This window comes from Bacteroides sp. AF29-11, from assembly GCF_003602895.1.
In the GTDB taxonomy this organism is placed as follows: Bacteria; Bacteroidota; Bacteroidia; order Bacteroidales; family Bacteroidaceae; genus Bacteroides; species Bacteroides uniformis.
On record NZ_QTLY01000008.1, the window covers coordinates 160377 to 186097 of the forward strand.

The 25721-nt window shown below is 49.4% G+C and carries 33 protein-coding genes; 13 read left to right on the plus strand and 20 right to left on the minus strand.

What is annotated here, in order from left to right; all coding sequences use genetic code 11:
- Position 1 precedes the first annotated feature (1 nt).
- The 13 genes from DWZ03_RS14670 (at position 2) to DWZ03_RS14735 (ending at position 10136) form a co-directional block, all read left to right on the plus strand.
- The gene (locus DWZ03_RS14670) at positions 2 to 832 is read left to right on the plus strand and encodes a DUF4121 family protein (RefSeq protein ID WP_120130314.1); all 831 of its coding nucleotides are present in this window, start codon (positions 2 to 4) and stop codon (positions 830 to 832) included.
- Between the two features lie 20 nt (positions 833 to 852).
- Positions 853 to 1791, plus strand: coding sequence for a hypothetical protein (locus DWZ03_RS14675; protein ID WP_025834089.1), 939 nt, complete (start codon positions 853 to 855; stop codon positions 1789 to 1791).
- A gap of 82 nt (positions 1792 to 1873) precedes the next feature.
- Positions 1874 to 4876, plus strand: a complete 3003-nt coding sequence (locus DWZ03_RS14680; RefSeq protein WP_120130315.1) for an N-6 DNA methylase — start codon at positions 1874 to 1876, stop codon at positions 4874 to 4876.
- A 228-nt stretch (positions 4877 to 5104) separates the two neighbouring features.
- Positions 5105 to 5602, plus strand: a complete 498-nt coding sequence (locus DWZ03_RS14690) for a hypothetical protein (protein ID WP_025834085.1) — start codon at positions 5105 to 5107, stop codon at positions 5600 to 5602.
- A gap of 13 nt (positions 5603 to 5615) precedes the next feature.
- Complete coding sequence (locus DWZ03_RS14695) at positions 5616 to 5930, plus strand: hypothetical protein (RefSeq protein WP_120130316.1); 315 nt, start codon at positions 5616 to 5618, stop codon at positions 5928 to 5930.
- 11 nt (positions 5931 to 5941) lie between these two features.
- Positions 5942 to 6307 (plus strand): hypothetical protein, encoded by a 366-nt coding sequence (locus DWZ03_RS14700; protein ID WP_120130317.1) that lies wholly within the window; start codon positions 5942 to 5944, stop codon positions 6305 to 6307.
- Between the two features lie 18 nt (positions 6308 to 6325).
- Complete coding sequence (locus DWZ03_RS14705) at positions 6326 to 6613, plus strand: hypothetical protein (protein WP_120130318.1); 288 nt, start codon at positions 6326 to 6328, stop codon at positions 6611 to 6613.
- Positions 6614 to 6705: 92 nt separating this feature from the next.
- Positions 6706 to 7635 carry a hypothetical protein gene (locus DWZ03_RS14710; protein ID WP_120130319.1) on the plus strand — a complete coding sequence of 310 codons (930 nt, stop codon included), beginning with the start codon at positions 6706 to 6708 and terminating at the stop codon, positions 7633 to 7635.
- 38 nt (positions 7636 to 7673) lie between these two features.
- Positions 7674 to 8264 carry a hypothetical protein gene (locus DWZ03_RS14715; RefSeq protein WP_120130320.1) on the plus strand — a complete coding sequence of 197 codons (591 nt, stop codon included), beginning with the start codon at positions 7674 to 7676 and terminating at the stop codon, positions 8262 to 8264.
- Positions 8261 to 8560, plus strand: a complete 300-nt coding sequence (locus tag DWZ03_RS14720; RefSeq protein ID WP_120130321.1) for a hypothetical protein — start codon at positions 8261 to 8263, stop codon at positions 8558 to 8560. The genes DWZ03_RS14715 and DWZ03_RS14720 overlap by 4 nt, the downstream gene beginning before the upstream one ends.
- Entirely contained in the window at positions 8536 to 8745 is a 210-nt protein-coding gene (locus DWZ03_RS14725; RefSeq protein WP_120130322.1) for a hypothetical protein, read from the plus strand. The genes DWZ03_RS14720 and DWZ03_RS14725 overlap by 25 nt, the downstream gene beginning before the upstream one ends.
- Before the next feature lie 12 nt (positions 8746 to 8757).
- Positions 8758 to 9786, plus strand: coding sequence for an LPD29 domain-containing protein (locus DWZ03_RS14730; RefSeq protein ID WP_120130323.1), 1029 nt, complete (start codon positions 8758 to 8760; stop codon positions 9784 to 9786).
- 2 nt (positions 9787 to 9788) lie between these two features.
- Positions 9789 to 10136, plus strand: a complete 348-nt coding sequence (locus DWZ03_RS14735) for a hypothetical protein (protein ID WP_195349047.1) — start codon at positions 9789 to 9791, stop codon at positions 10134 to 10136.
- A 145-nt stretch (positions 10137 to 10281) separates the two neighbouring features.
- Here the strand turns inward: DWZ03_RS14735 and DWZ03_RS14740 are convergent, their stop codons facing one another.
- The 20 genes from DWZ03_RS14740 to DWZ03_RS19895 all read right to left on the minus strand — a co-directional run bounded on the left by DWZ03_RS14740 (position 10282) and on the right by DWZ03_RS19895 (position 25588).
- Complete coding sequence (locus DWZ03_RS14740) at positions 10282 to 11259, minus strand: DUF2971 domain-containing protein (RefSeq protein ID WP_120130324.1); 978 nt, start codon at positions 11257 to 11259, stop codon at positions 10282 to 10284.
- A 92-nt stretch (positions 11260 to 11351) separates the two neighbouring features.
- Positions 11352 to 11870 carry a glycoside hydrolase family protein gene (locus DWZ03_RS14745; protein WP_120130325.1) on the minus strand — a complete coding sequence of 173 codons (519 nt, stop codon included), beginning with the start codon at positions 11868 to 11870 and terminating at the stop codon, positions 11352 to 11354.
- A complete protein-coding gene (locus DWZ03_RS14750) occupies positions 11861 to 12427 on the minus strand; it encodes a DUF3872 domain-containing protein (RefSeq protein ID WP_120130377.1) in 567 nt (188 codons plus the stop codon). The genes DWZ03_RS14745 and DWZ03_RS14750 overlap by 10 nt, the downstream gene beginning before the upstream one ends.
- Positions 12428 to 12464: 37 nt before the next feature.
- Positions 12465 to 13337: a toprim domain-containing protein gene (locus DWZ03_RS14755; protein ID WP_120130326.1), complete on the minus strand. Its 873-nt coding sequence runs from the start codon at positions 13335 to 13337 to the stop codon at positions 12465 to 12467.
- Between the two features lie 12 nt (positions 13338 to 13349).
- On the minus strand, positions 13350 to 13922 hold the full coding sequence (locus DWZ03_RS14760; protein WP_120130327.1) for a conjugal transfer protein TraO: 573 nt from the start codon (positions 13920 to 13922) through the stop codon (positions 13350 to 13352).
- A 2-nt stretch (positions 13923 to 13924) separates the two neighbouring features.
- On the minus strand, positions 13925 to 14905 hold the full coding sequence (traN, locus tag DWZ03_RS14765) for a conjugative transposon protein TraN (RefSeq protein ID WP_120130328.1): 981 nt from the start codon (positions 14903 to 14905) through the stop codon (positions 13925 to 13927).
- A gap of 23 nt (positions 14906 to 14928) precedes the next feature.
- Positions 14929 to 16233: a conjugative transposon protein TraM gene (gene traM, locus DWZ03_RS14770; protein ID WP_120130329.1), complete on the minus strand. Its 1305-nt coding sequence runs from the start codon at positions 16231 to 16233 to the stop codon at positions 14929 to 14931.
- A gap of 4 nt (positions 16234 to 16237) precedes the next feature.
- Complete coding sequence (locus DWZ03_RS14775; RefSeq protein WP_120130330.1) at positions 16238 to 16531, minus strand: TraL conjugative transposon family protein; 294 nt, start codon at positions 16529 to 16531, stop codon at positions 16238 to 16240.
- A gap of 12 nt (positions 16532 to 16543) precedes the next feature.
- Positions 16544 to 17167: a conjugative transposon protein TraK gene (traK, locus tag DWZ03_RS14780; RefSeq protein WP_120130331.1), complete on the minus strand. Its 624-nt coding sequence runs from the start codon at positions 17165 to 17167 to the stop codon at positions 16544 to 16546.
- 21 nt (positions 17168 to 17188) lie between these two features.
- Positions 17189 to 18193 (minus strand): conjugative transposon protein TraJ, encoded by a 1005-nt coding sequence (traJ, locus tag DWZ03_RS14785; RefSeq protein ID WP_025834064.1) that lies wholly within the window; start codon positions 18191 to 18193, stop codon positions 17189 to 17191.
- An 18-nt stretch (positions 18194 to 18211) separates the two neighbouring features.
- On the minus strand, positions 18212 to 18841 hold the full coding sequence (locus DWZ03_RS14790) for a DUF4141 domain-containing protein (protein WP_025834061.1): 630 nt from the start codon (positions 18839 to 18841) through the stop codon (positions 18212 to 18214).
- Between the two features lie 38 nt (positions 18842 to 18879).
- The gene (locus tag DWZ03_RS14795) at positions 18880 to 19500 is read right to left on the minus strand and encodes a hypothetical protein (RefSeq protein ID WP_025834059.1); all 621 of its coding nucleotides are present in this window, start codon (positions 19498 to 19500) and stop codon (positions 18880 to 18882) included.
- A 32-nt stretch (positions 19501 to 19532) separates the two neighbouring features.
- Complete coding sequence (locus DWZ03_RS14800) at positions 19533 to 22031, minus strand: TraG family conjugative transposon ATPase (RefSeq protein ID WP_120130332.1); 2499 nt, start codon at positions 22029 to 22031, stop codon at positions 19533 to 19535.
- The gene (locus DWZ03_RS14805; protein WP_120130333.1) at positions 22028 to 22360 is read right to left on the minus strand and encodes a DUF4133 domain-containing protein; all 333 of its coding nucleotides are present in this window, start codon (positions 22358 to 22360) and stop codon (positions 22028 to 22030) included. The genes DWZ03_RS14800 and DWZ03_RS14805 overlap by 4 nt, the downstream gene beginning before the upstream one ends.
- 1 nt (position 22361) lies before the next feature.
- Entirely contained in the window at positions 22362 to 22658 is a 297-nt protein-coding gene (locus DWZ03_RS14810) for a DUF4134 domain-containing protein (protein ID WP_117865829.1), read from the minus strand.
- Positions 22659 to 22902: 244 nt separating this feature from the next.
- Entirely contained in the window at positions 22903 to 23676 is a 774-nt protein-coding gene (locus DWZ03_RS14815; RefSeq protein WP_120130334.1) for a DUF4122 family protein, read from the minus strand.
- Positions 23677 to 23678: 2 nt separating this feature from the next.
- Positions 23679 to 24134 (minus strand): DUF3408 domain-containing protein, encoded by a 456-nt coding sequence (locus tag DWZ03_RS14820; protein WP_120130335.1) that lies wholly within the window; start codon positions 24132 to 24134, stop codon positions 23679 to 23681.
- Between the two features lie 2 nt (positions 24135 to 24136).
- On the minus strand, positions 24137 to 24568 hold the full coding sequence (locus DWZ03_RS14825) for a DUF3408 domain-containing protein (protein WP_120130336.1): 432 nt from the start codon (positions 24566 to 24568) through the stop codon (positions 24137 to 24139).
- The gene (locus DWZ03_RS14830; RefSeq protein WP_120130337.1) at positions 24565 to 25329 is read right to left on the minus strand and encodes a ParA family protein; all 765 of its coding nucleotides are present in this window, start codon (positions 25327 to 25329) and stop codon (positions 24565 to 24567) included. The genes DWZ03_RS14825 and DWZ03_RS14830 overlap by 4 nt, the downstream gene beginning before the upstream one ends.
- A 19-nt stretch (positions 25330 to 25348) precedes the next feature.
- Positions 25349 to 25588 carry a hypothetical protein gene (locus tag DWZ03_RS19895; protein ID WP_130089231.1) on the minus strand — a complete coding sequence of 80 codons (240 nt, stop codon included), beginning with the start codon at positions 25586 to 25588 and terminating at the stop codon, positions 25349 to 25351.
- Positions 25589 to 25721: the final 133 nt, after the last annotated feature.

Sequence of the window (25721 nt, forward strand, 5' to 3'; positions counted from 1 at the left end):
CATGTTACAGCAGGCAACAAAAGAAAAGTACAGTATCGAAACACTCAAAGAATGGAATGTTTCATACGACAACGAGCACGGGCTGACGCAGGAAGATGTGGATATGGCCAACAACTATGTTGAGCTCATCGAACGGACACGTTCGGAGATTACACCGCAAATCGGAGACAGGTTGGTCTATGTGACCGAAGACGGGGATTATTACGGAAACGCCCTCATTGAGAATTTACACCATACAAAGGATGGGCATCTTTCCATATGCGAACAGCCGTATGTGCCTTTCGTGTGGGAACAAGACGGGAATATCCGTCTGAGCGTCAGCGGAGGGGCATTCCACGGAGTGAATCCGGAAGATATGAAGTTCCTGCGATGGACGGAAGGCGCGTTCAAGGACTGGGGACATTGCGGCGCGTGTGGCAATGGTGCAGTGACATTCATAGCCAAAGTGCCGTTATGGTTCTATGCCGAACCCAGTCCCAAATATGGGAGCTTCACTACCGAAACTTACCGGAAATTCTACCTCACCAAAGACACAAGCGGCTCCGCAAGAAATCTCTATCAAGGTTTTGATGCAGCTTTCAGTAATGAAAAAGAGTTCCAGCAATTCCTGAAGGACTACGAGGGAACGGTATTCAAAGGCAACTGGGAAAACAACATCGTGGTATGGTGCTTCCGTCGGGAATATATCTTCCTTCCTCTCGCCGAATGGGAAAAGATTGATGCTCCGGCCGAAGAACGGAGGCTCAACTTTTATCCCGAACAGGTGAAGATTGTCAAGGACATGGAAAAACACATCACCTGCTTCTACCGAATCAAATCACAGAACTTCTAACACTTAAAAATCCAACTGATATGCAAACGACAACAGCAACTAAGGCCGGCAACGCTCCCGACCTGCTTTCCGGTATCCTGAGCGTGCAGGTGAAAAACGAGGACAAGATTACGGAGCAAGACCGGATCTATTGTCAGAACCAACAGGACATGCTTTACAAAACACTCGACCGGATAGACCGCTGGTACGCCATCTTCAAAGAGGAAGCGGAACAGTACCGGGAGGAACGCAAGTTCCACTACGAGGAGAACGGCAAGGTATCCATGCGTGATTTCTATTCCTACCATAACGACAGGGACGACTATTCGCACAACGAGTTCAAACCGTTTGACATCCTCAATGATATGGTTGACAAGAACTGTAATGCCAACGCTAATTTCGCCAGCCGTATCATCTCCTATTTCAACAAGACATATAATGTCTCTGTCCCCGTACCGGAAATTGAGAAAAATACCCTTCCGATGGGCTTCCGTCCAATCTATGAAACCTACGTGGATGCTGTCATAGAACATCTTGGCGGCAAAAGTTTCAGGGAAACAGCAGAGGAGGAACTGTTGAACAGGTTCTTGAAAGTAGTCCGTCCATCATGCTGGAGCAAGGTCAAGCCGGAACTGAAGAAAGATAAAATCACATTCCCTGAAATTCTGAGATTTGATGAGTTCTATCTGTCATACAACCGTAACCAGATTCATTACAACTATCGGGGCGACATAGAAACCTTCTGTGAAGGCATCGCGTTCGGTGCCGATGACACCATTCATGGTTCAAGCAATATGATTACCGGCTTCCAGGCTGACAATGTTGATGTTTCCGGCTGGTACGACCTCACGACGATCAACGCCGAGCAAATCCGGTTTTACAAGAACGGACGCATAGATGTCAAGTTCAAGGACAGCACGACTGCCGAAAACTGTTTCAAGCGTCTCCGCCTTGATGAAATCACGCTAAGAGAGAACTGATCATGAAGAAAAAACTCACAGCACCCCGTAAGACGATTCTTGCGGGGTGTTTTCATTTTCAACCGTAAACAACCGACAGAATATGTATGCCATCATTCCCCAACAGATACCGCAAGGTATGCGTGCCGAGGTCAACGAGAAGATACTTTTCGCCATAGACTCCGGCAAGGACCTCATTCCGGCGGAGAGCATCTATAACTGCTACACTGGCATCGGAGGGCTTCACAACCTCAGGCAATCCGATTTCGCCAATTACAACGAGTACGCCGAAGCGAAGAAGGAGTTTGAGATGGGACAGTTCTTCACCCCGCATGAAGTGTGCAGGGATATGGTGGAGATGCTTTCTCCCAACACTTCCGAAATGATACTTGACATGTGTTGCGGTATGGGCAATTTCTTCAATCATCTGCCCAACCAGCACAACACCTACGGCTTCGACATAGACGGGAAAGCCGTCAGCGTGGCGCGATACCTCTATCCGGACGCGCATATCGAAAAATGTGACATCCGGCAGTATTATCCGGAACAACGCTTCGATGTAGTCATCGGCAATCCACCTTTCAACCTGAAGTTCGATTACAAGCTGTCACAGGAATACTACATAGACAAGGCATACGACGTGCTCAACCCGGCAGGAATCCTGATGGCCATAGTACCCGGCTCGTTTATGCAGAGTGAATTTTGGGAGAAAACACGGGTTGCCAGTATCAATAACAACTTTTCTTTTGTCGGACAGACAAAACTGTCTCCGTCAGCCTTTGCCTCCGTCGGAGTCCGCGATTTCAATACGAAAATCATGGTATTCCTGCGCAAATCGGTTCATATCGAGATGCAGGCTTACAACGCGGAGGAATTCATAACGGCGGAAGAATTGAAGAACCGTATCAGCGAAGCAAGGACGATGAAACACAGGCTGCGTTTCGACCTGATGCGCGAGACAAACAGGATAGACAAGGAAGAGCTTGAAGTGTTCGAGTATAGGCTCGCCAAGTACATGTACGAACTGAAGGCACACGCCAAGTTGAACAAACATATCGGCAAGGCGGAAGCACTGGTCACGAAGTTCCGCAACCAGAAACCGCCGGAGAACGCCACACGGGAACAAGTCGCGCAATGGGAAAAGAACAAGCTTACCCCGAAGAAAGTGCTTGCCGTCATCCGTAGGTACATCACCTCGCAGAATGTCGTGCCACGCAAGGAAGTGGCATTGGTAAAGACCTCCTACGGGTTCAAACTGAAACAGTACGCCCCACGACTGTTAGACAAGGTTTCGCACAAGGCGGCAGGCATCAACGACCTCGTGTTGGGGCGCACCGAACTGCCCATGCCGGAAATCCTGACAGAAAAGAACATGCGTGAAATCCATGTGGCAGAGAAGCTGATCCGTAGGAAACGCAGGCAATATGAAATCCAGAACCGGCAGTTTCCCGACATGAAGCCGGACACCCAACTGGCGGAATACCTTGACAGGGTGACATTCATCAACAAGGACGGTGACGTATGCGAGTTCACCGCACTCCAGAAGCACGACCTGAACCTCGTTTTGCAGAAACGCTACGCGCTGCTTAACTGGCAGCAGGGATCGGGCAAGACAGCGGCGGTCTATCACCGTGCCAAATACCTGCTCAAATTCCGCAAGGTACGGAACGTCATCATACAGGCCCCCGCCATTGCCACCAACATGACATGGATACCATTTCTCTCCATAAACAGGGAAAGGTTCAGGATTATACGGAACAATGCCGACCTTGAAACCGTACCGGAAGGCGTGTTCATTGTGCTCTCCACCTCCATGCTCGGCAAACTGAAACGGGGGCTGACGAAATTTGTCAAACGCTCCTCAAGAAAACTATGCCTCGTTTTTGACGAATCGGACGAGATAACCAACCCTTCGTCACAGCGCACAAGGCATATCCTCGGACTCTTCCGCAGGTTCAAGTACAAAATACTCGATACCGGAACGACCACCCGAAACAACATCGCAGAACTGTACAGCCAGTTCGAGCTGCTGTACAACAACTCCGTAAATATGATCTGCTGGAGCAGCCGGGTGTACCACGAGAACAGGGACAAGGAGATAGAGGAAGAAAACAACCCGCATTACGGTGAGCCGTTCCCTGCTTTCAGGGGGCATGTACTTTTCCGCGCCTGCCACTGTCCGGGAAAATCCACCGTGTTCGGAATAGAGAAACAGAACCAGGATGTCTATAACAAAGAGGAACTTGCAGAGCTTATCGGGAAGACCGTCATCACCCGCAAGTTCAGGGACTTTGCCGGCGAGAAGTACAAGATACGGACACACACCGTCAGCCCTGCCGATGGCGAACGCGAGGTTTACCGTGTCATCATCGAGGAGTTCTGCCGTATCTGCGAGTTGTATTACAACAGCACGGGTGACACGAAGAAGGATGCCGGACTACGTCTTATGCGGCAGATCAAGCTACTCATCAAGGCCTGTTCCGTCCCCCACCTGATAGAGGGCTATTCCGGTGACGGGATTCCGAAAAAAACAAGGTACATCGAGAGACTGATACGGAAGATTCCCGGCAAAGTGGCCGTCGGCTGCACGTCCATAGCCGCATTCGACCTCTACGGGAACCGTCTCCGCGAATGTTTTCCCGACAGGCCGGTATTCGTGGTCAAGGGAGACGTGGCTTTCAAGAAACGGCAAAGCATCGTGACGGAGTTCGACTCCACCGTAAACGGCATACTGGTCTGCACGCAGCAGAGCCTGAGCAGCTCGGTGAACATCCCCACCTGCAACGACGTGATACTTGAATCGCTCCAATGGAACATCCCGAAGATGGAACAGTTCTATTTCCGCTTCATACGTCTTGACTCTAAAGAGCTGAAGGACGTGCATTATGTCACCTACAAGGATTCTGTGGAGCAGAACCTGATGGCCCTGGTATTGACCAAAGAACGGCTGAACGAGTTCATCAAGACCGGAGAAGTGAAGGAGCAGTCCGAGATTTTCGAGGAGTTCGACGTCACCATGTCCGTCATCGAGAGCCTGCTGGTCAGGGAACGCGACAGCGAGGGAAAGATACACATCAGCTGGGGAAGCCAGCGAATAATGAGTTGAAACAATGGAGAAACTTATGAGAACCGCAGATTACATTCCACAGGCAAAGGTAGCCCGCACCCTTTTCCGGCAGAGCAAGGTCAGGCCGCAGGCGGTTTTCGGGCAAATCATCCTCGCCGGAGGCTCCGGTATTTCCCCGAAAAACCCTGCACTGCCGGGGCGCGGACCTTTATACGCCTGTGGAATGAAATCCCCGGTTCCGCATCATAAACCGTAATGAAAAATATCATGGACTTGAATCAGGCAGAAGTGGCAGTGACCACGCAGCATCTCATAGACACGAGGCAGGAAAAAGACAGCCTGCTGCAAATGGCCGACTTCGGCGACATGGGGGAATTCCTGTGTACCTGCTCCGAGCTGTTTCCGGAAGAGGAAACCCCGGAATACAGGTACACGAGATGGGAGGACATTCCGGACTCGCTCATCAACAGGGAATGGCTGTGTCCCAACTTTTTTGAAATAAGGGAAGCGATGGAACAACTGGAGGAACCCGACAAGGATTGCTTCTTCGACTGGTGTGACCGTTACGGGCACGACATCGGCACGGAAGACCCTCACCTGCTGGTGGCGCATTATATCGAACTTTTCGGGAACGCGACCTATATAAATGACGAACCTTGCCCGGACAGCGGGGATGATAGTTTGCTGTACTACCCGGGCATATCGGGCAACTATTTCGAGCCGGGCATTCCCCGCTTCGAGATATTCGATGACAATTACGACTAAAAAAAACACGCTTATGAATATCAATTTTCTCGGGCCGGTCCTGCCGACAGACCGATTCGTACAGATGGCCTTCGTGGAAATCCTGAACATCATCCTGACAGCGAACAACATCATGGACGTGAACAGGATGCTCGTCGGACTGAATGCCAATCCCGCTTTCGGTTCCCTGTCAGGACATTTCCGGTGGTCCTACTCGGACAACCATTTCACGTTGTGGCAACGGATGGAGTACAACTCGCCGCTCTGTTTCAAACAGCGCATATTCAGCATCCATTTCGGAACGCTGGCAAGCCGTGACAGGGAAAGGGATAATACGATAATGAACTAAAACATATCAATATGAGTCACCAGATAATAACAAGAATGGCATACAATGCTAAAACCAAGCAGATAGAAACTTGGCAGCATTCCAACAACGTGTGGCCAAGAACCGATTATTACTATGCTTTGGATGTCAGGACGGACGAACAAATGTTCGGATTCATAACATTGGTGGCAGAAGGTGCATGGCAAGGACGCAAATGGGAAAAAGCGTTCAAGACCCTTTTCTGCGAATATCCCGAACTGGTTATGGATTCATACAAACATGAACTTAACAAATCCTATGAGGAGAATTGTGCCATCCGTCGGAAATATAAAGAACTTGCCCGAAGCAAACGCGATGAAATAGTTGCGCGATTCAAGCAACTGGCCGGAATTGTCTGACTCTAAAAGTGAAAGCATATGGAAATAATGAAGATTTCAAACCGCCAGATTGCGATGATGGCTTTCGACAGGCTCCGCAAGGAAGACAAGAAAGATTCCGCGTTGAAACTTGCCCGGTGCCTGCTATATGGCGCAAGCATATCACTTGGCATAGGTGATATTGACTGGGACATAGACTTGGCGATACAGCAGTGCGGAGGAGAGCCGAGGATTGGATACCGGTACACGGCGCATTTCCACTTCAACCGGAATACGGAAATGGAAAAGGACAAGTATGACGGGATAGTAAAGGAACTGTATGGGTAATGAAACGAACACGGAGGCGGCCGGAAGGTCGCTTCTGTCATTTATAACGGTATGTACGGGAAAACAAACCCTGCCGTACACAGGTAACAGAAATGGATGAACAGAAAACATTGACATTGGATTTCATCAAATCCCTGATGGAACCGTCCTATACACTGATTTGGACGGATTATGATGACAATCTTGACAACCATCGGTGGCTGGTTCAAAAATGTCTTGACAGCAAAAGCCCCGAACATTTGTGGGAAAAGGCGGACGAGTGGTACAGCGATGCCGAATGGGAGGCTGTCCGTGAGATAATCGCCAAATTGAAAGAGGAATGTACAGTTTTCAATGATTTCGGTGAAGAGGATGTGGATACCTTCTTCGATGAGCACGAGGATGAAATCCGGGACGAGGTTTACAGCCGCAACGACTCGGATGTGATAAAGGACCTGATAAGGCACACGGACAACATTCCCATCCGAGTGGAGATGCTCTCCAACTACGACTGCATCAACTCCAACTGGTTTGAATCACAGGGCGGTTACAGGTACGAGGAATCCTACTTCGGGGACATGGTAGACTGCCTGAACCTCAATCCGGCGAGAGTGAAGAGACTCCTGACGGAACACGGCTACAAGACATACGGACGTTTCCCGAACCGCAGAAGCCGGAACGGCAAGGAGCAGGTTTCATACGAGCAGTTCTACGAGGAGTTGATAAATTCCTGTTGCGGCGCGAACCTGCTGGTCTATATCGGACGTGTGAACTTGAACGAACTGTACAATGCAGAGTTCTCGCTGAGTGAAGTTATCATCCCGAAGGGCAACTGTTGCGGGCTGTTCAGTTCTACATTCGGCGGCGGAAGCCTGCTTGAAATGGAACTTAAACAGGATATACGCCTGAAGTTGGAAGTCAAGGGCTGTAACGGCTTCCGTTTCCGACTGGATGACGAAAAATCCAAGTATGACTATTCAGTCCAACATGTATATGGGGTGGATAATTCCTTTTTCGGGGATGCGGTACGCATTGTATCCTGACAAGAATCAAATCGTTAACAATCAAACAATAGAAGATTATGACAAAGTACAATGTACAAGTAAGGTACATCTTCGAGGGTACCTACACAGTGGCGGCGGAGGACCGCGAAGAAGCGGAAAGAATGGTATCGGAAGACTGCGGGCTGGTATTGGGCGGCAACATCCACACGACACGCGATGACGATGAGGTGACGGACTGGGACTTCGACTGCCATCCGGACTTGCAGATCCTCTCCGTAAGGCAGAAAGGCGGGAAATCCCCCAAGCTGGTGTTTGAAGACAGGATCGAGAAGTTGCGGGAGGACATCATCGGGGCGATACGGCAGTTGCTCCATGACCATGCCATGAACGCGATACGGTTTCCCGAAGAGGAGGATTATGATCCGGTCTGGGTGGTATGGTTCAACAAGAACGGAGATCCATACGAGTGCAAGGAGACAGGACTCCGGGTCACAGACAACAGCCTGACCGTCATTGCCGAAGAGAAGGAAAGCGGAGATGAGGTGGAGTGTTACAGCCCGTTTGAACTCGGCGCAAAGAACATAGACTGGCTTCACGAGATGTATGATGCCGTATGGCACCAGTTGGAAGAAACAAAGGATGTTGAACCACAAACGGAAAAATCATGAACTATCCAGCAGAAAACGCGGTCTCCAGTTTCTTTTACTATATGTGGAATGCCTGGAGCAAGGAGGAATGCGAAATCGTATTCGGCGGAATGAGCAAACATTTCTGGGAAAAATGGAACTCTCTTGCCAACGATTCTATCTTCGGTGCGGCGGAACGATTCTATGCCGCCCTGTCGGAAAACAATCGCAAGTTATTGGTGGAGCGTGCCGTCTCCATTTATGACGGCCAACGCTTCAGGAACAAAAGTATAAACATTGAAAATCAAATATTATGCAGACAAACATCATTAATCTGATTTGCAGTTCATGCAACTGTGGCCAGGCAGAAGCACAGGAGTATCTGGACTCCGAAATCCGGGACCTGCGTGAGTTGCAGGAACTGGACGATCTAAGGGAAGATGATATTGATATGGCGTGTAGCAACCTCGGTCTTGACTTTGACTACAGGGAATATTTTATCAACCGCCTCGCAGGGGCATAAAAACTTACAGCTATGACTTATTTTCAGAACATACACTCTTTGGCGGACTTGAAAAAGGAGTACCGCCGTCTGGCATTGCAGCACCATCCCGACAAGGGTGGTGATACTGCAATCATGCAACAGGTGAACACCGAGTTTGAAAGGCTTTTTGAGGTCTGGAAGGACAGACCGGATGTTTCCGCGACTTCGACCGGGTATGAACACGACTATTCGGGAGCCACGGCAAAGGAATACACCGAGTACGTGTATAACGAATACCGTTGGAAAGGCCGCAATTACAAGGGGCAGCACGCCCCTGAAATCGTGGAACTGGTACGGTCATGGCTCAAGGAGACCTATCCGAGATACAAATTCTCGGTCAAACGTGAGAACTACCATTCCATCTACATCCGGCTGATGAAAGCGGATTTCGAGGCTTTTACCAAAGAATCCGGGAAGGTTCATGATGATATCAACCATTACAATATCTCATCCGACAAGTCCTTGACTGATCGTGCGAAAGAGGTGATGCTGAATGTCTGCGATTTCGTGATGTCGTACAACTTCGATGACAGCGACCCGATGACGGACTATTTCCACACCAATTTTTACCTGACTCTCGGAATAGGCAGCTACAAACAACCGTATAAAGTGGAGTTGCCAAAACTTGCCTGCAAGGAGAAGGACAGACCTGAAGAGTTCAAGCATCCGGAAGGGGCTGCGCACAAGGCTATCAGACAGGCATTGGGCAAAGCCCGTTTTGACTTTATCGAACACAGGAGGCATTCCGGTGAAATGATACTCGGTGAAGACCATTACGGCTCACATGGCGAGCATTACTTTTGGCCGAAGGATTATTCAAGTGCGAAACTGGCGCAGAAACGGATGGACAAATTGGAGAAAGCCGGCATCCAATGCAAGCTTACAGGGTATAACGGCGGTTATATCCGTTTTCTCGGCTATACTCCCGAAACGGAAGCGTTGCTGGAGCAGGAACGGCAGGAAGTCATCGTTGCACACAAGATGTGGCAGGCAAGACAATCTGCAATTAAACAAAACTGATTATGGCACAGAAAAGGATGGATGACTGGATAGAGTATGCCAGGGAACACGCGAAAGCGGAACGAGAACTTAAAATCGAAAAATGGGTGTATATTTCCATCGAGTACCGCACTCAGGCACGCGACCGTATTGTGCTGCACACATATGACCTTCTACGTGAATTGTATGAACGTCGCAGTTGGATTGTCCGCTGGCGTGTGTCGCGGTTACAATGCCTGCATCCCAAGGAGGACATCCATCCTTACTTTTCCTATTATGACAAACGAACCGGCTTGAGCACCGGATTTGATTCCGCCCTGTCTAAGTTGTCCGCAGCCAAAGCGCAGATAACCATTACAGAACGGAAATAGAAGGAATACATTGAATACCAACGTGCAAACAATATTTCCTTTAGCAAGACTGAAAAGGAGATACTTGCAAACATTTACAATATATAATGAAAATATCCTGACTTAAAAATAGAATATGTCAACAAATACCATATCCGATAGTTTATTATTTATCGGGATATGTCATTACTAATTCTGGGGCATCAAAAGAAGAGTATCCAATCCAATGATTAGCTTGTATATCTTTTTCATATTGAGACATTTCATTTCGAGGTTTATAATTTAATAAAATCTCTTTCGCTCGTATATCATCTATAATTGTAATATTTGACGGCCGTTTCAATGTTTTTCTAAAACGTAAAACAAAGTCTTTAAGAGAATGTTTGTCTTTATTTTCAGAACCATATAAAATCATATAATTATCTACTAACAATCGCTTGTTGACATTAACGATTTCAAATGAATCAAAATCAAACTTTAGTTTTGTTGCCTTTAATCTATAGAGATTGTCTATTCGTTCTATTTGATAAATGTCAATTCCACAAGAATGAAAAGTTTTAATTATCTCTTGACGATTCTCGAAACTAATATTTAAACCTAAGTATATTGCTGTTACGGCATTTTTCGCAATAGGTTTTACTCCATTCTTATCGAAAACAAGTCTGACCTCATTCTCATATTCCCAAGGTGTTGACTTTGTGCCAAATACTTTTTGCTGTACTTGAAATAAGTTATCTGTTTCTACCACAGTAGGTCTTTCCCTATCATATACTACATTAATTTTATTTCTAATGTCAAATTTTGGGGATGTATTTTCCATAAGAAGATCTAAATCATACTCAATGCAAAAACCTTGATGTGAGTTGGCATAATGAGCCCATAGCAGTTCATTACAAGGAAATTTCTCATCATCTTTAGGCTTAGAAAGAGAGTATATTCCCACATTATACGTATCTTGAATCAACGGAGTCACCCACTTTTCATGAATATCAGATTTTGGTAATTCTACAGAACCTTCAAAAGGATCATTTAATTCCCGAAAAGTTGCAGCATAGAAAAGATTATTATGTAACTGAGATATATCTCTTTTCTTTCCATTATCTGATAAAGCAATATTGGCTCTATATTTATACACCTTGTTCATTGTCTCTTTTTGAGTACAAAGTTACTCATTTTAAGTAATAAATATCCTTTGAAGAATCCAAAATTGGATATTCAAAGGATATTATTAGAAAGTTATGGGATAAAGAATAGAGCAAATTCTGCTTTTCGGCGTTTCAGCAGGCCTGCATGACGTTTACCATTAAACCAGCAATAACTGATATATTCCTGATAGATATCGCGGTCGCCAGCTTCCAGTTTTCGAATAAGGGTACTCTTTGGTATCTTTTTAGAACCTAAAAGCCTGTATTCTCCCACATTGTAAGACAAGACAGCAAGCAGCAATGCATCTTTTTTGAAATATCGGAAAGTATGGCATCGCCTTATCAGATCCGCCCTCAACAAAGAATCCGCCTGCGCCTCGCTCATGTCCGGCGTGAATGTCTCGCCCGGCAACAGCTTATGGCCATATCCTACATAAGGCAAATGATTTCCATGCCATCCTTCATGTTCCTTGATACAGGCGATTGCCTTTTCGAAGAGTGAAGCCGGAATCTGTAAGGCGGTGGGAGGCGAAGAACCGCCTCCCCGTGGTTGTGCCACCATACCGCTATAAGTCATAATCAGGCATAAAGCCGCTACAATCATTCGCATACGGAATCCTTTTCAGATTTCGACACAGGCGGTCCTACAATGACAAGCGAATCCCTGATCCAAGGTCTTCCGGGACCGACCACCGTCCCTTCCGTATCCTCTTCAGTCTCATCCTTCCTCTCGTTGTTGAAATCAAAGCTGAGCAGGAACAGTTGTACCGGTTCGCTGTTGTCCTCAAAATAGATGTCAATTGACTGCTGGTCCTCGCATGCGGAAGTGTAGTACAGCCGGAACACCTCCCTGTCGAGCGGATAGCGGTCATTCGGCAGCAGCACCATCCCGTCATCCATGCGGAGCGTGCCCTTGCCGTCCGGCTGGAAATAGCGTATGGTGTAACGTGCATCGGAGAAACGCCCTTCCCGCTTGAGTTCACAGCGTATCTCCACGGTCTCGCCCTTCACTATGCGCGTGGGGACAGGCATCGTTTCCACCGTGAAGGGATAAGCCTGTTGCACGTCCATATCGTCATTGCAGGCGGTAAACAGAAAAGCCGTAAGGCTCAGGAACAGGACGGACAACAGTCCCGTCAGTCCTCTTTTTTGGTTCAATGTATTCATATCCGATCTGATTTTTAATTTGTTATACTTCATTGTCTTAATCCTGCGGCAACCTGTTTTGCAGGTACTCGTTCAAATCCTTGAACCCCTTGTACAAGGCAGAACGGTCCTCTATCCTGTTGCCGTAGCGTTTTCGGAGTGCTTCCAGCGTTCGCCGTCCGGCTTCGTCCCGGTCCAGATAGCAGTTTATCGTCTCATACCTGTCAAGGACAGGAAACGAGCGTTCCAGCAACGCCACCGAGTTCAGCACGAGGCAGTCATCACCGCACCCCAATCCCAACACCATCCACGAGAGGTAGTCGATAAACCCTTCAAAGAGGTTGCAGATATCTGATCCGTTGTTTGTCAGCGAAAAGTCCTTCGGGGACAGGCTTCCCTTGAAGAAACGGTTGCGCAGTTCATATCCGCCGCTTCGGTTCCGGAACCCGATGGCGAAATACTGTTTCCCGTGCAAGGAATACCTGACCTCCTTGCAGTTCGGTAATGCCACATCGCTGCAAATGCCCCGTCCCTCCAGATAGCGGAGCAGAACCTTATTGTAAAGCGGTCCGAAACGGATATCCGTCATACATTCCCTTTCCTCTGGATTATCCTTGCCGTTCTCTTTCGGACGAAAGACCGTCTTCCTTTCCGGAGCCAGCCCGCCATAAATCCTTGTGATGAAATCCGCCTGCTCCTTGAAACCGTTACTGCCGATGAATTCCCCGGCAAGGGTGAAAATATCACCGCCATGTCCGGTCCCGAAGTCGTGCCATATATTTTTGCGGCTGTTCACCTGGAACGAGGCTGTCCGCTCCTCACGGTAAGGGGCGAGATACCAGCATTCATCCCCGCGCTGTCTTTTCGGCCCGTATCCCAATCTCGCGAGGAAATCGGTAATGGGAACAGCCCTTATGTCTTCTATATTCATAAGCGGTGATTTTTAGTTGATGATGAATTTCAGTCCTATCCCGAACTGGGTCGTGAACACCCCGAGCGAACTGCCCCACAGGGCACGCTCACGGACACTTGCCAACAGCACGATACGGTCAGTGACATAGGTCTCCAGTTCCAGCGTTACTGAGCCTCCATAGACAAAGGCATCCTTGACAAGCAGTCTGGAACCGTCATACAATATCCTGTCACCCCAGTTCACAGTTTCATAACCGACCATTGCCGAGCCACCGATAGAAAGGAACAATGTCTTGGAAGGATCGGACAGGAACTTCAGGTAATATCCGCCTTCGGCCGTGAACTGCGTACGGGGAAGGGACACATTACGGTATCCGTAATTCTTTTGCAGGTATTCCGCACCGACCACCCAACGGTTGGCTCTCTTGGTATATCCCGACACCGCAAATCCGGTATAATAATTCAACGGACTCTTTGAACCGTTGGCAAAACCTCCGCGAAGTTCCACTCCCGTCATGCCGGGGAGGCAGCGCTGGGCGTGCGCCCGCCCTGAGAACAGGGCAAGCGACACGACCGTTACTATGATACAAACGACTTTACGCATGGTCACTTCACTTTAAGTTCATTGATTACCCTGGCTCTCACGATGTCCTCGTTCTCCACGATGAACGACTGGTGGCGACCGCCGCTTTTCTCGTTCAGTTCCACCACCAGCACCTTGTCGGCCGGAATGGTGAACTTGTCAAGAGTGAATACGGTACGTTCTTCCTTGTTGTCGGCAACCACAGTGGCGTAGTTATAGGCACGGAGAGGAAAGATGACCTGCTCCTGGATGGCTGTACGCTTCATCACTTTCTTATCCACAATCTTGAACGTCACGAAATCCACCTCGAAAGGCACATTGGAAGAGTTCCTGATCTGCGTATGGAAATAAAGCAGCCCGTTGTGGGTGTAAATTCCGCGCAAGAGGTACTGGATGCCGAAAGCCTTGCTGCCGATGTGCTTGACATGGCGTCTGTTTTCCTTGTGGATGCTTTTGTTGATAAGCTGCACTAATTTGGGCGATTCACAGCCCAGCTCCTCTAAATAGATGTCAAGCGCGTTGTTCGGGCGGTTCACCTTGTTGCCGTCATGGATAAAGTCCTTCATCTCCACATTCAAAAGCAGCGGCTCATCGGCGTACTTGACATTGAAAGTGTAAAAGCTGCCGCTTTCAGTGATGACCGACATATTCGTCTCGTCACGAAAGTTCTTCACCACCGCCTTCACACGGATGACATTCTCCGCGCCGTCAGCCTTGCCTGCCACGAGATTCGGGGAACCGAGATCCACATAACGTACAGCCGACGGGAAGATGATGTGGGTCGTCTTGTCGTAGGTCACTTCCAACCCATACGGAGGTACCATCCTGTCAAAGGTGAGTTTCCGGGTCAGGCCATGATAGAGGTCGCCGTTTTCCTGCTGCGGATAGACATCCTTGGCCAGTGTCACATTGTTTTTTTCTGCCGATACGGTATCGGACTCATTCTGTGCGAAAGCACTTGTTACGCCCAATGCAAGGGCAAGCATTACAAAAATCTTTTTCATACTTCTTGAATTTTAATGGGTTGTTATTGATTCTCTTTCTGGTAAAGCATCAGGGTATAGCCGGATTTGAGATGCACCTTCTCCTCACGCATTTTCCGTGATATGTATTGCGACACTCCCTGTATGGCACCCCTTCCGAGTTCGGACAGCAGCTGGTCCTTTGCCGACTGGTTGGTGATGGAGATGCTCGTGCCGAGGTTCTGTCCCAGGTTGGCGGCCACCTCCCTGACCGCATTCGCCTCCATGGAACCCGGAATGAAAATTCCGTCCTGTCCGTCGTTGTCATACACGGTGAGTTCCACCGGGATAATGACTCCGCCATGCTCTACCTGGATGATTTCGATGCCGAGCCGTTCCCCCTGTATACGCCCTTCACCGGTAACTATGGAATTACGCGGGAGCGTGTACCTGCCGATACGCATAGGTTCTAAAAGTCTCAGCCTCACGCCCTGCCCGCTGGTGACGGTCTGGTCGCCATGCACACAGGCGCGGATGGTATTCCGGCTATACTTCTCTCCGGAGTTTCCCACAGCGGTATGGAAGCCCATGTTTCCGGATTGCTCCAGCCTTGCAAACAACACGGAGTCACTGATTGGCTGATGAAGTGACGATACCACCGGCGTGGATACCTGCCCCACGGGAACGGCTTTCGGTTTCCTGCTGTTGGAAACAGGTTCCGTTTCTTCCCGGCTCTCCGTCCTCGCGCCATCCTTTCCCGGCGTATATCTGGCAGCCAGTTCGTATGATTTCTCCAACAGAGCCACCTGCTCCTCGTAGGTCATCTGCGCGGGCTGCTGCATAGCGGCAGCCTGCCTCAGTTGCTCGACTTCGGCTTTCAACGCCTCCTTCTCGGGGTCTTCTTTCGGGGTCTCGTAGAAACTGCCGAGCGTGGCGTTGATGTCGTTGTAGGCTGCCGTGGACGATGAGAAAGAGCCGCTTCTCCGGTAACTTCCGCCGTTACGGTTGGATGTGCCGCTGCTTGGATAGTCCGTATCCGGTGAAAGTTCAATGACAGGTTCCGTGGTCACCTCCTGTCTGCCCCCGTCAGCCATAGCCGAGAATTCCTCCAATGTGCGCATCTTCTCTTCCTGCCTGCGTCTCATGTCCGCCTGCTCATAAGCCGTAATCTTGTCCGCCTCGATACCCGCCCCTCTCGGGTCGGGCAGTTCGGTGTTGAATCCGGCATTCTTCTCCTTTTCCAGCCTGTCCTTTTCCGACGGGGCGAAAATCCACCACATGCAGCCAATGAACAGCAGGAACATCCCGGCAAAGACCAGGTACTTCCTGATTTCCCGCCGTTTTTTCAATTTGTTTGCGTCATTACTCATTGTCTTATTTGTTGAATTGGTTAAAAAACTCTTCCATCTCGCGGATTTTCCTGTCTGAAAGCGTGTCTGCCGGAACAAAGCCCGGAATGTTCAAAGGCTCTATCTTGATAATCTCCTGTTTTGCATCCTCCCGTCCGATGTCATAAATGGCACGGAAAATCATATAGAAATTCCCGACGGCGAACAGGACTGCCAGCACCACGATGGTTATCACTCTCTTTTCCGGACTCAGCCCAGCGCACAAGCCGCACAGTTTTCCTTCGGCCAAGTCCCGGATTTTTACAAAAATCTTTTTCATACATTCTGAATTTTAACGGTCATACACTCTTATATCCCTGTTCTCCACCACGCGGAAGGCTTCGAGGATGAAGCCGTGCGGGTTGTTGTCGCTGCGCGTGGAATTGAGCAGCCTGCCCCGCGTGACGAGGCTGCGCTCCGTCACGCTTTTCTCGCGGATGATGGAAAGGCGTGCGTACGTCACGACTTCGTAGGGATAGGTGTTGAAGTCGCATTTCACGCTGTCGATTCCGATACGCTGGTTCATGTTGCCGGAGATGACACGGTTGTAATAGCCCTGCTCCGCCAAGTCCCGGTAATGGGCGTATGCGGAACGGTCGCTCAGGAACATGGCGCGTTGGATGTTGCCCTCGATGGCACTCTTGTCAGGCGAAAGCGTGAAGAACAGCTCGTGGAAACGCCTGACATGCTCCCTCGCCTCCACTGGGCGGTTCTGCTCCAAGTCTTGCGAGAGGGCGAGCATAAGCGATTTCCCCTCGTCCAGCACATAGATTTTCTGCCGTTGCGCCTCGGCAAAGCCATAAGCCTTCCACACGGAGAATCCCACGAGCAGAGTGCAGGCGCAGAGATAGACGATACCGAACAGACGCAGCTGCCTGAAACTGGTCTCGATGTTTTTCAATGATTTGAATTCCATTTCAATGTCGTTTTAATGTGATTACTTGATAAGCCTTCCGGCGATATTGCCCACCGCCGCACCGGCCGTACCCGCCACGATCGACCCGGTCCTGGATGCCGTCTGGCTCACGTTCTTGCCGTAATTGCCCGCACCGCCGCCTGCCTGGATGATCCAGTTGGCCACTGTCGGGATGGTGAAGTACCCGATGATGCCGATAATCAGGAAGGTGATATACACACCGTTCGAGCCGTCGGGGATGAAATTGGGATCAGCAAGTAATTCTATGTCCTGCTTGAGCATCAGCACCTGTATTCTTGCCAGCACGCTGCTGAACAGGTCGCTGACCGGAAGCCACAGGTAGATGCTGATATAGCGGACGAACCACTGGCTGAGGGAAGCCTGGAAGCCGTCCCAGCAGGAGATGGCAAAGGAAATCGGCCCGAGTATCGAAAGGACGACAAGGAAGAATGTCCTGAGCGTATCGACGACAAGGGCGGCGGCGTTGAACATGAGTTCCAGCAGTTCACGGAAAAAGTTCTGTACCGCCTTCTTCATGTTGTACATCGCGCGGTCCACGTACATCCCGCAGGCTTCTATTGCGTCCAATACACCCAGTTCATCCAACTTGTTGTCAAAGGCTTCCTTATCCACTAAGTAGGCCGTCTCGGGATTGCGTTTCATCGCCTCCAGCTCCAGCCTGTCCTTCTGTGCCCTGTACTCGTTCATATCGAAGGTCTGGGTTTCCAGAATCGTGTGCGTACCCTTTACTATGGGTGACATGACACTGTTCAGCGTACCCAGCACAAGGGTCGGAAAGAACATGATGCAGAGCCCCAGTGCGAAAGGACGGAGGAGCGGGAACACATCGACCGGCTCGGCTCTTGCCAGGGACTGCCATACACGATATGCTACATAAAACAAAGCTCCCAATCCGGCAAGACCTTTGGCCACGCCCGTCATCTGCGAACAGAGCGGCATCATATCCGTGTACAGGTTTTGCAGGATCTGGTGCAGGTTGTCAAAATTTGCTGCCAACAATACCATAAGCATTCGGATTTAGGATTACCAGTAACGTTCGTTAGGAGAACCGTAAAGGGCCATCACGCGGTCAAGGTCGTTCCGTTTCTTGGCACGCAGGTAGGAAACGCCGATGTTCTTGTTGGTGTAATACTGCACGAGACTGCGGTATTGCAGCATGTCGTTGTAGCAGCGGTCGATTATATCCATCCGTTCCTTGTCGTTCATCGACAGGCCGTTCTCGTTGACCACCGTCTTCAGGTCGTTCAGCAAATGCGCACTCTCTTCCAGCAGTTTGGTGTAACCCAAAGCGATTGCACTCAGTTCCTCCGGCGTGAAGTAAGGGTCGCTGAGCATACGCTCGAAGCTGTTCACGTAAATGTCCGTGATGTCACCGACCATAAGGATGGTCTGCTGCACCTTACGCGCGTCACGGACGAGGTTCTTGACCTTGCGGAGCCCGTCATAGAACTCCTTTCCCTGTTTGTAAATCTTTACGGTTTCCTGAAAATTGTTGATCATATTGGTCGCCGTCGTGGATGTCTGCACGATGTTTTTCGCGGCATTGATGATACCTTGGGCAAGATTGGTCGGGTCGGTCACCACCCATTGCGCTTTCGCCGTGAGGCTGACAAAGAAACAGCCCATACACAGCATGATAATTTTCTTTTTCATGATGTTTCTGTTTTTAATTGTGAATAGAATGTTGGATTTCAGAATGACATTTTCCGTCCCTTGGACGGCGGGTTACGCAGGATGGTCCGATGAACCTGCTTTGGACGGTTCTCCTTTGCAGCCTTTTCCGTTTCACGTCTAAGCGATGAAAAGAACTCATCGGCATACGGTCTGCGACCGGTCATCCTGACAAAACGGACATCCAGTTCCCGGTATGCCTTTTCCGCCTGACACGAGCGTTCCGCAGCGGAAGCGTTTTTGTCTATGCCGTACTTGACAAGAAAAGAGGGACTGATATGGATAATGTCGTGGACGGTATCCGGTGAAGCAGCAATCCATCCCAATCTTTCCAGTTCCCCGTTTAGTTTGTCAAGGTAATCGGCCGGAGGACGGGGACAAAGCCTCTCGAAAAGTGCTTCCGCCCGGTGGGTCAGCCGGGCATCGACCTCCAGACTGTCCGGTACTTCTCCCGTCAGCCTTTTCTGCCGGTATTCATCGGGACTCATCTCCTCAAGCCGATGGAACAGCCTGTAGTCCTCCGTAAACCCGTAACAGTCCTGTATCGACCGCGGAATGTTCCAGTTCTGCATCAGGGACCAGTAGAGGCATGACACGACCTCGTCGCGTTTCCTTTCGTCAGATTCCAAATTACTGTACATGATTTCTAATGTTTAATGGTTGATAAATGATTTCACTTTTCCCGCTTGCTCTCGGCAAGTTGTTTTATGGCAAGTTCGATATTGCCACCCAGTTTTTCCGTAAGCCGCATAAGCTCAAGTTTCTCGGTCTCTTCTGTGGTGTAGCATACATATTCCTCAAGCGACACTTCTGTGGCATAGACCGCCGACTGCGTTCCGCCCAGGCCGATCCAGACTTCCTTGTATTTCCGGGAAGGGTTGTTCGCCATGTTGATGGAGAGTATCTGCGCCCGTTCCTTGTCCGTCAGACCGAGCAGTGCCTGTATCTCATCGAACTTGTTGACGTATTTCCTTTGGTCAAGGAGAATCTTGCAGTCGCTGTTGTTGATGATGGTGCCTTTGACTATGGAAGAGGAAATGATGTCCTCCACTTCCTGAGTGACGACCACCGCCTCGCCGAAGAACTTCCTGACGGTTTTGAACAGATACTTCAGATATTCCGCCATGCCTTCCTTGCTGATGGCTTTCCAGGCTTCTTCCAACAATATCATCTTGCGGACACCCTTCAGCTTCCTCATCTTGTTGATGAAGGTTTCCATGATGATAATGGTCACAATCGGGAACAAGACCTTGTTGTCCTTGATATTATCCAACTCAAAGACAATGAAGCGTTTATGCAGCAAATCAAGTTCCTTGTCGGAGTTGAGCAGGTAGTCATATTCGCCGCCACGGTAATAGGGTTCCAGCACGTTCAGGAAATTGAACACGTCGAAATCTTTCTCACGGGTGCGCTTCTGTTTCAGGATGTCCCGGTACTCGTCCCGGATGAACTCGTAGAAGGTGTTGAAAGTGGGATTGGACTGCTTTTCCTGCCGTATCTTCTCTAAAAAGAGATTGACGGCATTGGAGAGTGCCACTTCCTCGGCACGTGTCGGCGGTTCATCGTCACGTTTCCACAGGGTAAGGATAAGGGTTTTGATGGACTCCTTCTTCTCAATGTCGAAAACACCGTCTTCCACATAAAAGGGATTGAAGGCTATCGGGTCTTCCTCCTTGTAGGTAAAATAGATGCCGTCCTCCCCATGCGTCCGCGCGTGGATAAGGTTGCACAGCCCTTGATAGGAGTTTCCCGTATCCACCAATAGCACGTGTGTACCCTGTTCGTAATACTGGCGTACCATGTGGTTGGTGAAGAAGGATTTTCCGCTGCCTGAAGGCCCGAGTATGAACTTGTTACGGTTCGTAATCGTGCCGTTCTTCATCGGAAGGTCGGAAATGTCCAGATGGACGGGTTTTCCGGTCAGACGGTCCACCATGCGGATGCCGAACGGGGAGAGCGAGTCCTTGTAGGAGGTTTCCCCGATGAGCAGGCACAGGGCCTGTTCGATAAAGGTGTAGAAACTCTCCTCGGACGGAAAATCACCGGCGTTGCCGGGTATCGCCGCCCAGAACAGGGTCGGCACGTCCACCGTGTTGTGGCGCGGCTTCGCTTCCATCAATGCCAGCTGGCTGCCCACGTCGTTCTTGATGCGCTTGAGTTTTTCCCGGTCATCGCTCCACGCCATGACATTGCAATGCGCACGGATGGAGGTCAACCCCTTGCTGTGCGCCTCGTTCAGGTATTCTTCGATCCATTCGCGGTTAATCTGGTTGGAACGGCTGTAACGGGAAAGCGAGTGCATGTTCCTCGCGGTCTGCTCGAACTTCCGCAGGTTCTCCGCCGAATCGTCGATGAACAGGTACTGGTTCACCACGTGGTTGCAGGTGAGCAGGATGCCTATCGGTGCGGCAAATGACAGGCGGCAGTCGCTCCGGTCGGTGGAGAGCCGTTCATAACGGCAGTCCGTGGCCACGCCTGACGGCAGGTCTTCCGGATCGGAAAGGGTGTGCAGGCAGAGGTAGTTGTCGCCCACCTTCATTTCTCCGGCCCCGAGCGAGAGGTCCTGCAAGCAGGCGGTGTCCTCCTGCGAGAGCGAGAAGTATTTCTCGATGATGCCCGCCGAACTCTCCATTCCGGTTATCTCCCCGTCCGTAAGGCGCGTGATGCGGAGCAGGCCGCTGTCGTTCACGATACGCTCGAACTGGCCGCAGCATTCCATGAAACGGGTGACGGTCTCCCTGTCCTGCATTTCCTTGGGGATGATGAACCCTCGTGTCAGGGCGTTGAAGCTGCTCGTCGTGCGGCTGCGCTCCTTTGTGGTCTTGGTCAGAAACAGGTAGCAGGTGTGCTGCAAGTACGGACGCTCGTTGAAGTGCCGCTCGAAACTGCGGCTGAGGAAACTGATGCCGTCCTTGCAGATGTCCGGCTTGTAGCTCTCCTCCACGAAGAAGTCCTGCTTGTGCACGATGCTGTAGTTCGGCAGTACCTTGACCGCTTTCGCCCAGGTGGAGTGCATCGCCTCGTACTCGGCACTGGTCAGCGTGAAAAGTTCGGGCAGTTCCACCTTGTAGGCTACGGTGATGTCCGCGTCCTTGCTGATGATGCAGCCATTCTCCACGGCCAGCAACGGGAACTTGCTTTCCAGCGTAGCTGTTTTCATTACATTTCTCATGCTTTTCTGTTTTTGATGGTTGAAGAGAACAACCGAAGGAACTTTCTCCGGTTGATGATGTAGCGGGGATGTCTGCGCAACGCCTGGAGCTTCATCAGACCCCATTCGCCGTACTTCGTGTTCATGCGAAAGGTCGCCCAGACCAGCACCGATGCGGAAATGACCCCGAAACCGATGCATATCCACTGGTCAATGCCTGCCATGTACATGATGACGAACACCACGAACAGGGCGAGCAGCCCTCCGGCGAAGATGAACAGGTACTGGCTCTTGAGCCCCTTGAACTCTGGGCTGCGGCCGATTCCCTTGTTAATCGGATACTTCACCATATTACAGGAAGAATGAGCGTAAGATAGTTGCCGCCACGATAAGGAAGATACACGCCCCGAACCAGCTCGCGGCGGTCTTGGAGGTGTCCGGGTCGCCGGACGAGAACTTTGAATACACCTTCACGCCACCGATAAGGCCGACCACGGCACCGATTGCGTAAATCAACTTGGTGCCGGGATCAAAATACGAAGTGACCATATTGGTTGCTTCGGTAATGCCACCGATACCGTTACCCTGGGCGAAAGCCCCCATTGAAACCAGCAGCGTCATGGCTGCCAAAAAGAATCTTTTTTTCATGTGTCGAAACATTTAATTAGTGAGACAAAAAATCATTTCGACAGCGAATATATAGTGTTTAATTCATTGATTTACAAACCTTACGACCTATGACACCGTATGTCATCACGTTACACCGGGAGGGGATTTTGAAGGGTATATTTACGGTTCGGAAGACTGATTTCACAAAGCGATATACAATCAAAAAAGGCACGCCGATATCACATCGACATGCCCCTGAAAATATGACTACAAAAAGAAACAATTAAACGAATTTACCTATATCGAAAGCCTCCTTTTTCTTGGATGTGGACTTTCGTTTTGCCAACGGTTTGCCTGTATCATCCAAACATTCACTGAGCAATTGATTTACTTTTTCCTGGTTGCTCAATTTGTCTGTAAGAAAAGAGAGTATAACCGTGTCCTGCATTTTATAATGTATGGTACTGGCAGCACGGATGGCTTTTTGTTCATCAGGATTTTCTGACATCAGCACCTCAGCCACATTGTTTATATCTTCAAAGGTCATGGCCGTGTCAAAATCCGGGTCAGGTTCGGCGTCCACCGGTGCCATCAATTCTTCCCTTTCCTTTTCGGTCAGCCCCTTGTCCTCCTGAGCCACGTCATCCGGATTGATTTCCTCATCTTCTTCTATGGGTTCTTTTTTCATGGGTTCGGAACGTGTGGGAGTTTTCCTTGCCACTTCCGGATCTTCCAGATAGACAATCTTTGTTTTGCCGATTACATCATCGTCTTTGGCAGGAGAGGATGATTCCATTTTAGTTCCTGGTCCAACTGTATCTGACAACGGTTTCCGGGACTGTTTTTTGCCGTGCCTCGTCTTACGGCTGGCACTCCGTATTTTTTCGGCCATACGCTTTTTACGATATTTCCATAACCTGATACGGACAATACGCATATGATGATAAAGCCTGTCCCATACCTCGTACATTTTTTGACCGAAAATGAATAACCACAAATGCCACAATATAAAAATCGCGCAGGCGATCTTTACAAGGAAATAAAGTGTCGCTTCCATAATTATAAAGGTTTAGTGATACACTCGGTATATAATGCAGACATTTCTTTCTCATGCTTTTTCAGATGCTCATCTATAATCCTGCTTATAAAACCTGACATGGATGTATCCGGAGCGACAACAGACAAAAACCGTTTGATATAGGCATAGCTGTCCCTGTTTATATAAACCTGTATTCGGTTACTGAGCGGATAATTTATCAGATATGTAACCTGATACGATGCCTTTTCCGGATATTCGCTTGGAAAAATATCGGAATACTCTTCAGTGACGGACGAAGCACTTCGTGCCGGTTCTCTTGCAGTTTTCATGTTGCCTGAAGTTTCATACGAGGTGACCTGAACGGCTTTCGCTGTCTTGTTGTTCTTACGCAGTTTCTTGTAAATGAACAATCCCAATCCGTAGGCTGTGTAAATGCAGCAACCTATGGATACTACTTGAAAAATAATCTGTGTCATGACTAAAACGGTTTTAATGGTTTGTAATATTCGTTGTTGTACAATTCATTGATCTCCTCCCAATGCTGTCGGATATGCTCCACGAGGATATTGCTTATATACCCGGATATACTCATGTTCGGGGCAATAACCGGAAGGAAACGCTTGATACATTCGGCTACCTCACGGTTTATATAGACATGGGAACGGTTGGATGCCGGAATATTGACCAGATACCTTTCCCTATAGCTACCCGTTTCCTCTTTCTTTTTCCGGGGCTTTGCAGCAACCGTTTTCTCTGAAGGGGCTTCGGCAGGTTCTGTAGCGAGAGGCACTTCCGTTCCCGGCTGTTCCGTACTTTCTTCTTTGGGCTTCTCTCTTCCGAAGACGGGTATGTCCCCGACAATGATATTCTTGAGGACGTCCTCGTTCACTTCAACTTTTTTCTTTGTCATGACTGTACCAGTTTAAGTTTGACGATAAGTTCTTCCGCCAGTTCCGCGATACCGCTTCCTTCCAGCTGCCTGGCAGGAGGCGGCAGCAGGGTACAGCGGAAAAAGGCGCGTTTGGAATGGGTGATTTCTTTCTCGTAACGGCACAGGTCGGGAAGCGTGCTGTCAAGAACGGTCAGGTGCAGTTCCTTCATGACTTCCGAGTATGACTTGAAAATTTCCACGTTGGAACGTTTTTTCAATCTGTTCCAAAAGAATAGGATATCCTTGAGCGGCACATCCTTCATATTCCGAACATAATCGAGTACCGTAGTGGAAAAAGCGAGCGTACTCTGCATGATGATAAGATCCGGCGTGGTAGGTGTCAGGACATAATCCATGTTGACGATGGTGCGGAATACCCCTGTGGATTCCACCGTTCCGGGCAGATCCACGAAAATCAGGTCATAATCCCCGCTCGCTGCAAGTTTGTCCGCGGCTTCCCTTGCTTTTTCCGCGGTGGAACCGACAATGGGATACGCTTTCTTTTGCACGCGCTCCCATTGTTGTAGCAGCAGTTGCTGGTAATAGGCACTGTTTGCGGCGGCCTTCTTGTCACGTTCCCTCATACGCACAAGGCTGTGCTGGGGTGAATCACAATCAATGATTGCCACGTTCAAGTTTTTCTCGAAATGGAAGTAGCTGGCAAGGACTACTGTAAGGGCAGATTTCCCGACCCCTCCTTTCTGGTTGCTGACGGCAACGAATAAAGGTTCTTTGCTCATGATTTTTCTTTTTAAATGGTTATTGAATAATTGTCAGTTTCATCCATCCGTCAATCCGTGAACGCTTCTTTCCAACCAACCGCCGGATGCTGCATCCGTTATCGGGTTTATCCATCATTCCAACCGATAGTGTATCCGTTATCGTATCCGACTTTCCGTCGATGGCCGGTCTGTTGGTCATGACATTTCGATAACCGTCATATCCGACATTGTTTCCACTATTCCGACCGCTAACGGAAGCATCCGACAATATGACCATTATTCCATTATCGGAAGCTCGGTTTCATCCGTTCACGCTGCAAATAAAAGGGTATTTTTTCATACCGCCACCATGTTTCAAAGGTGGTGACGACCTGTGTCATCAAATGTCATCGCGTTGCATATAACGCACT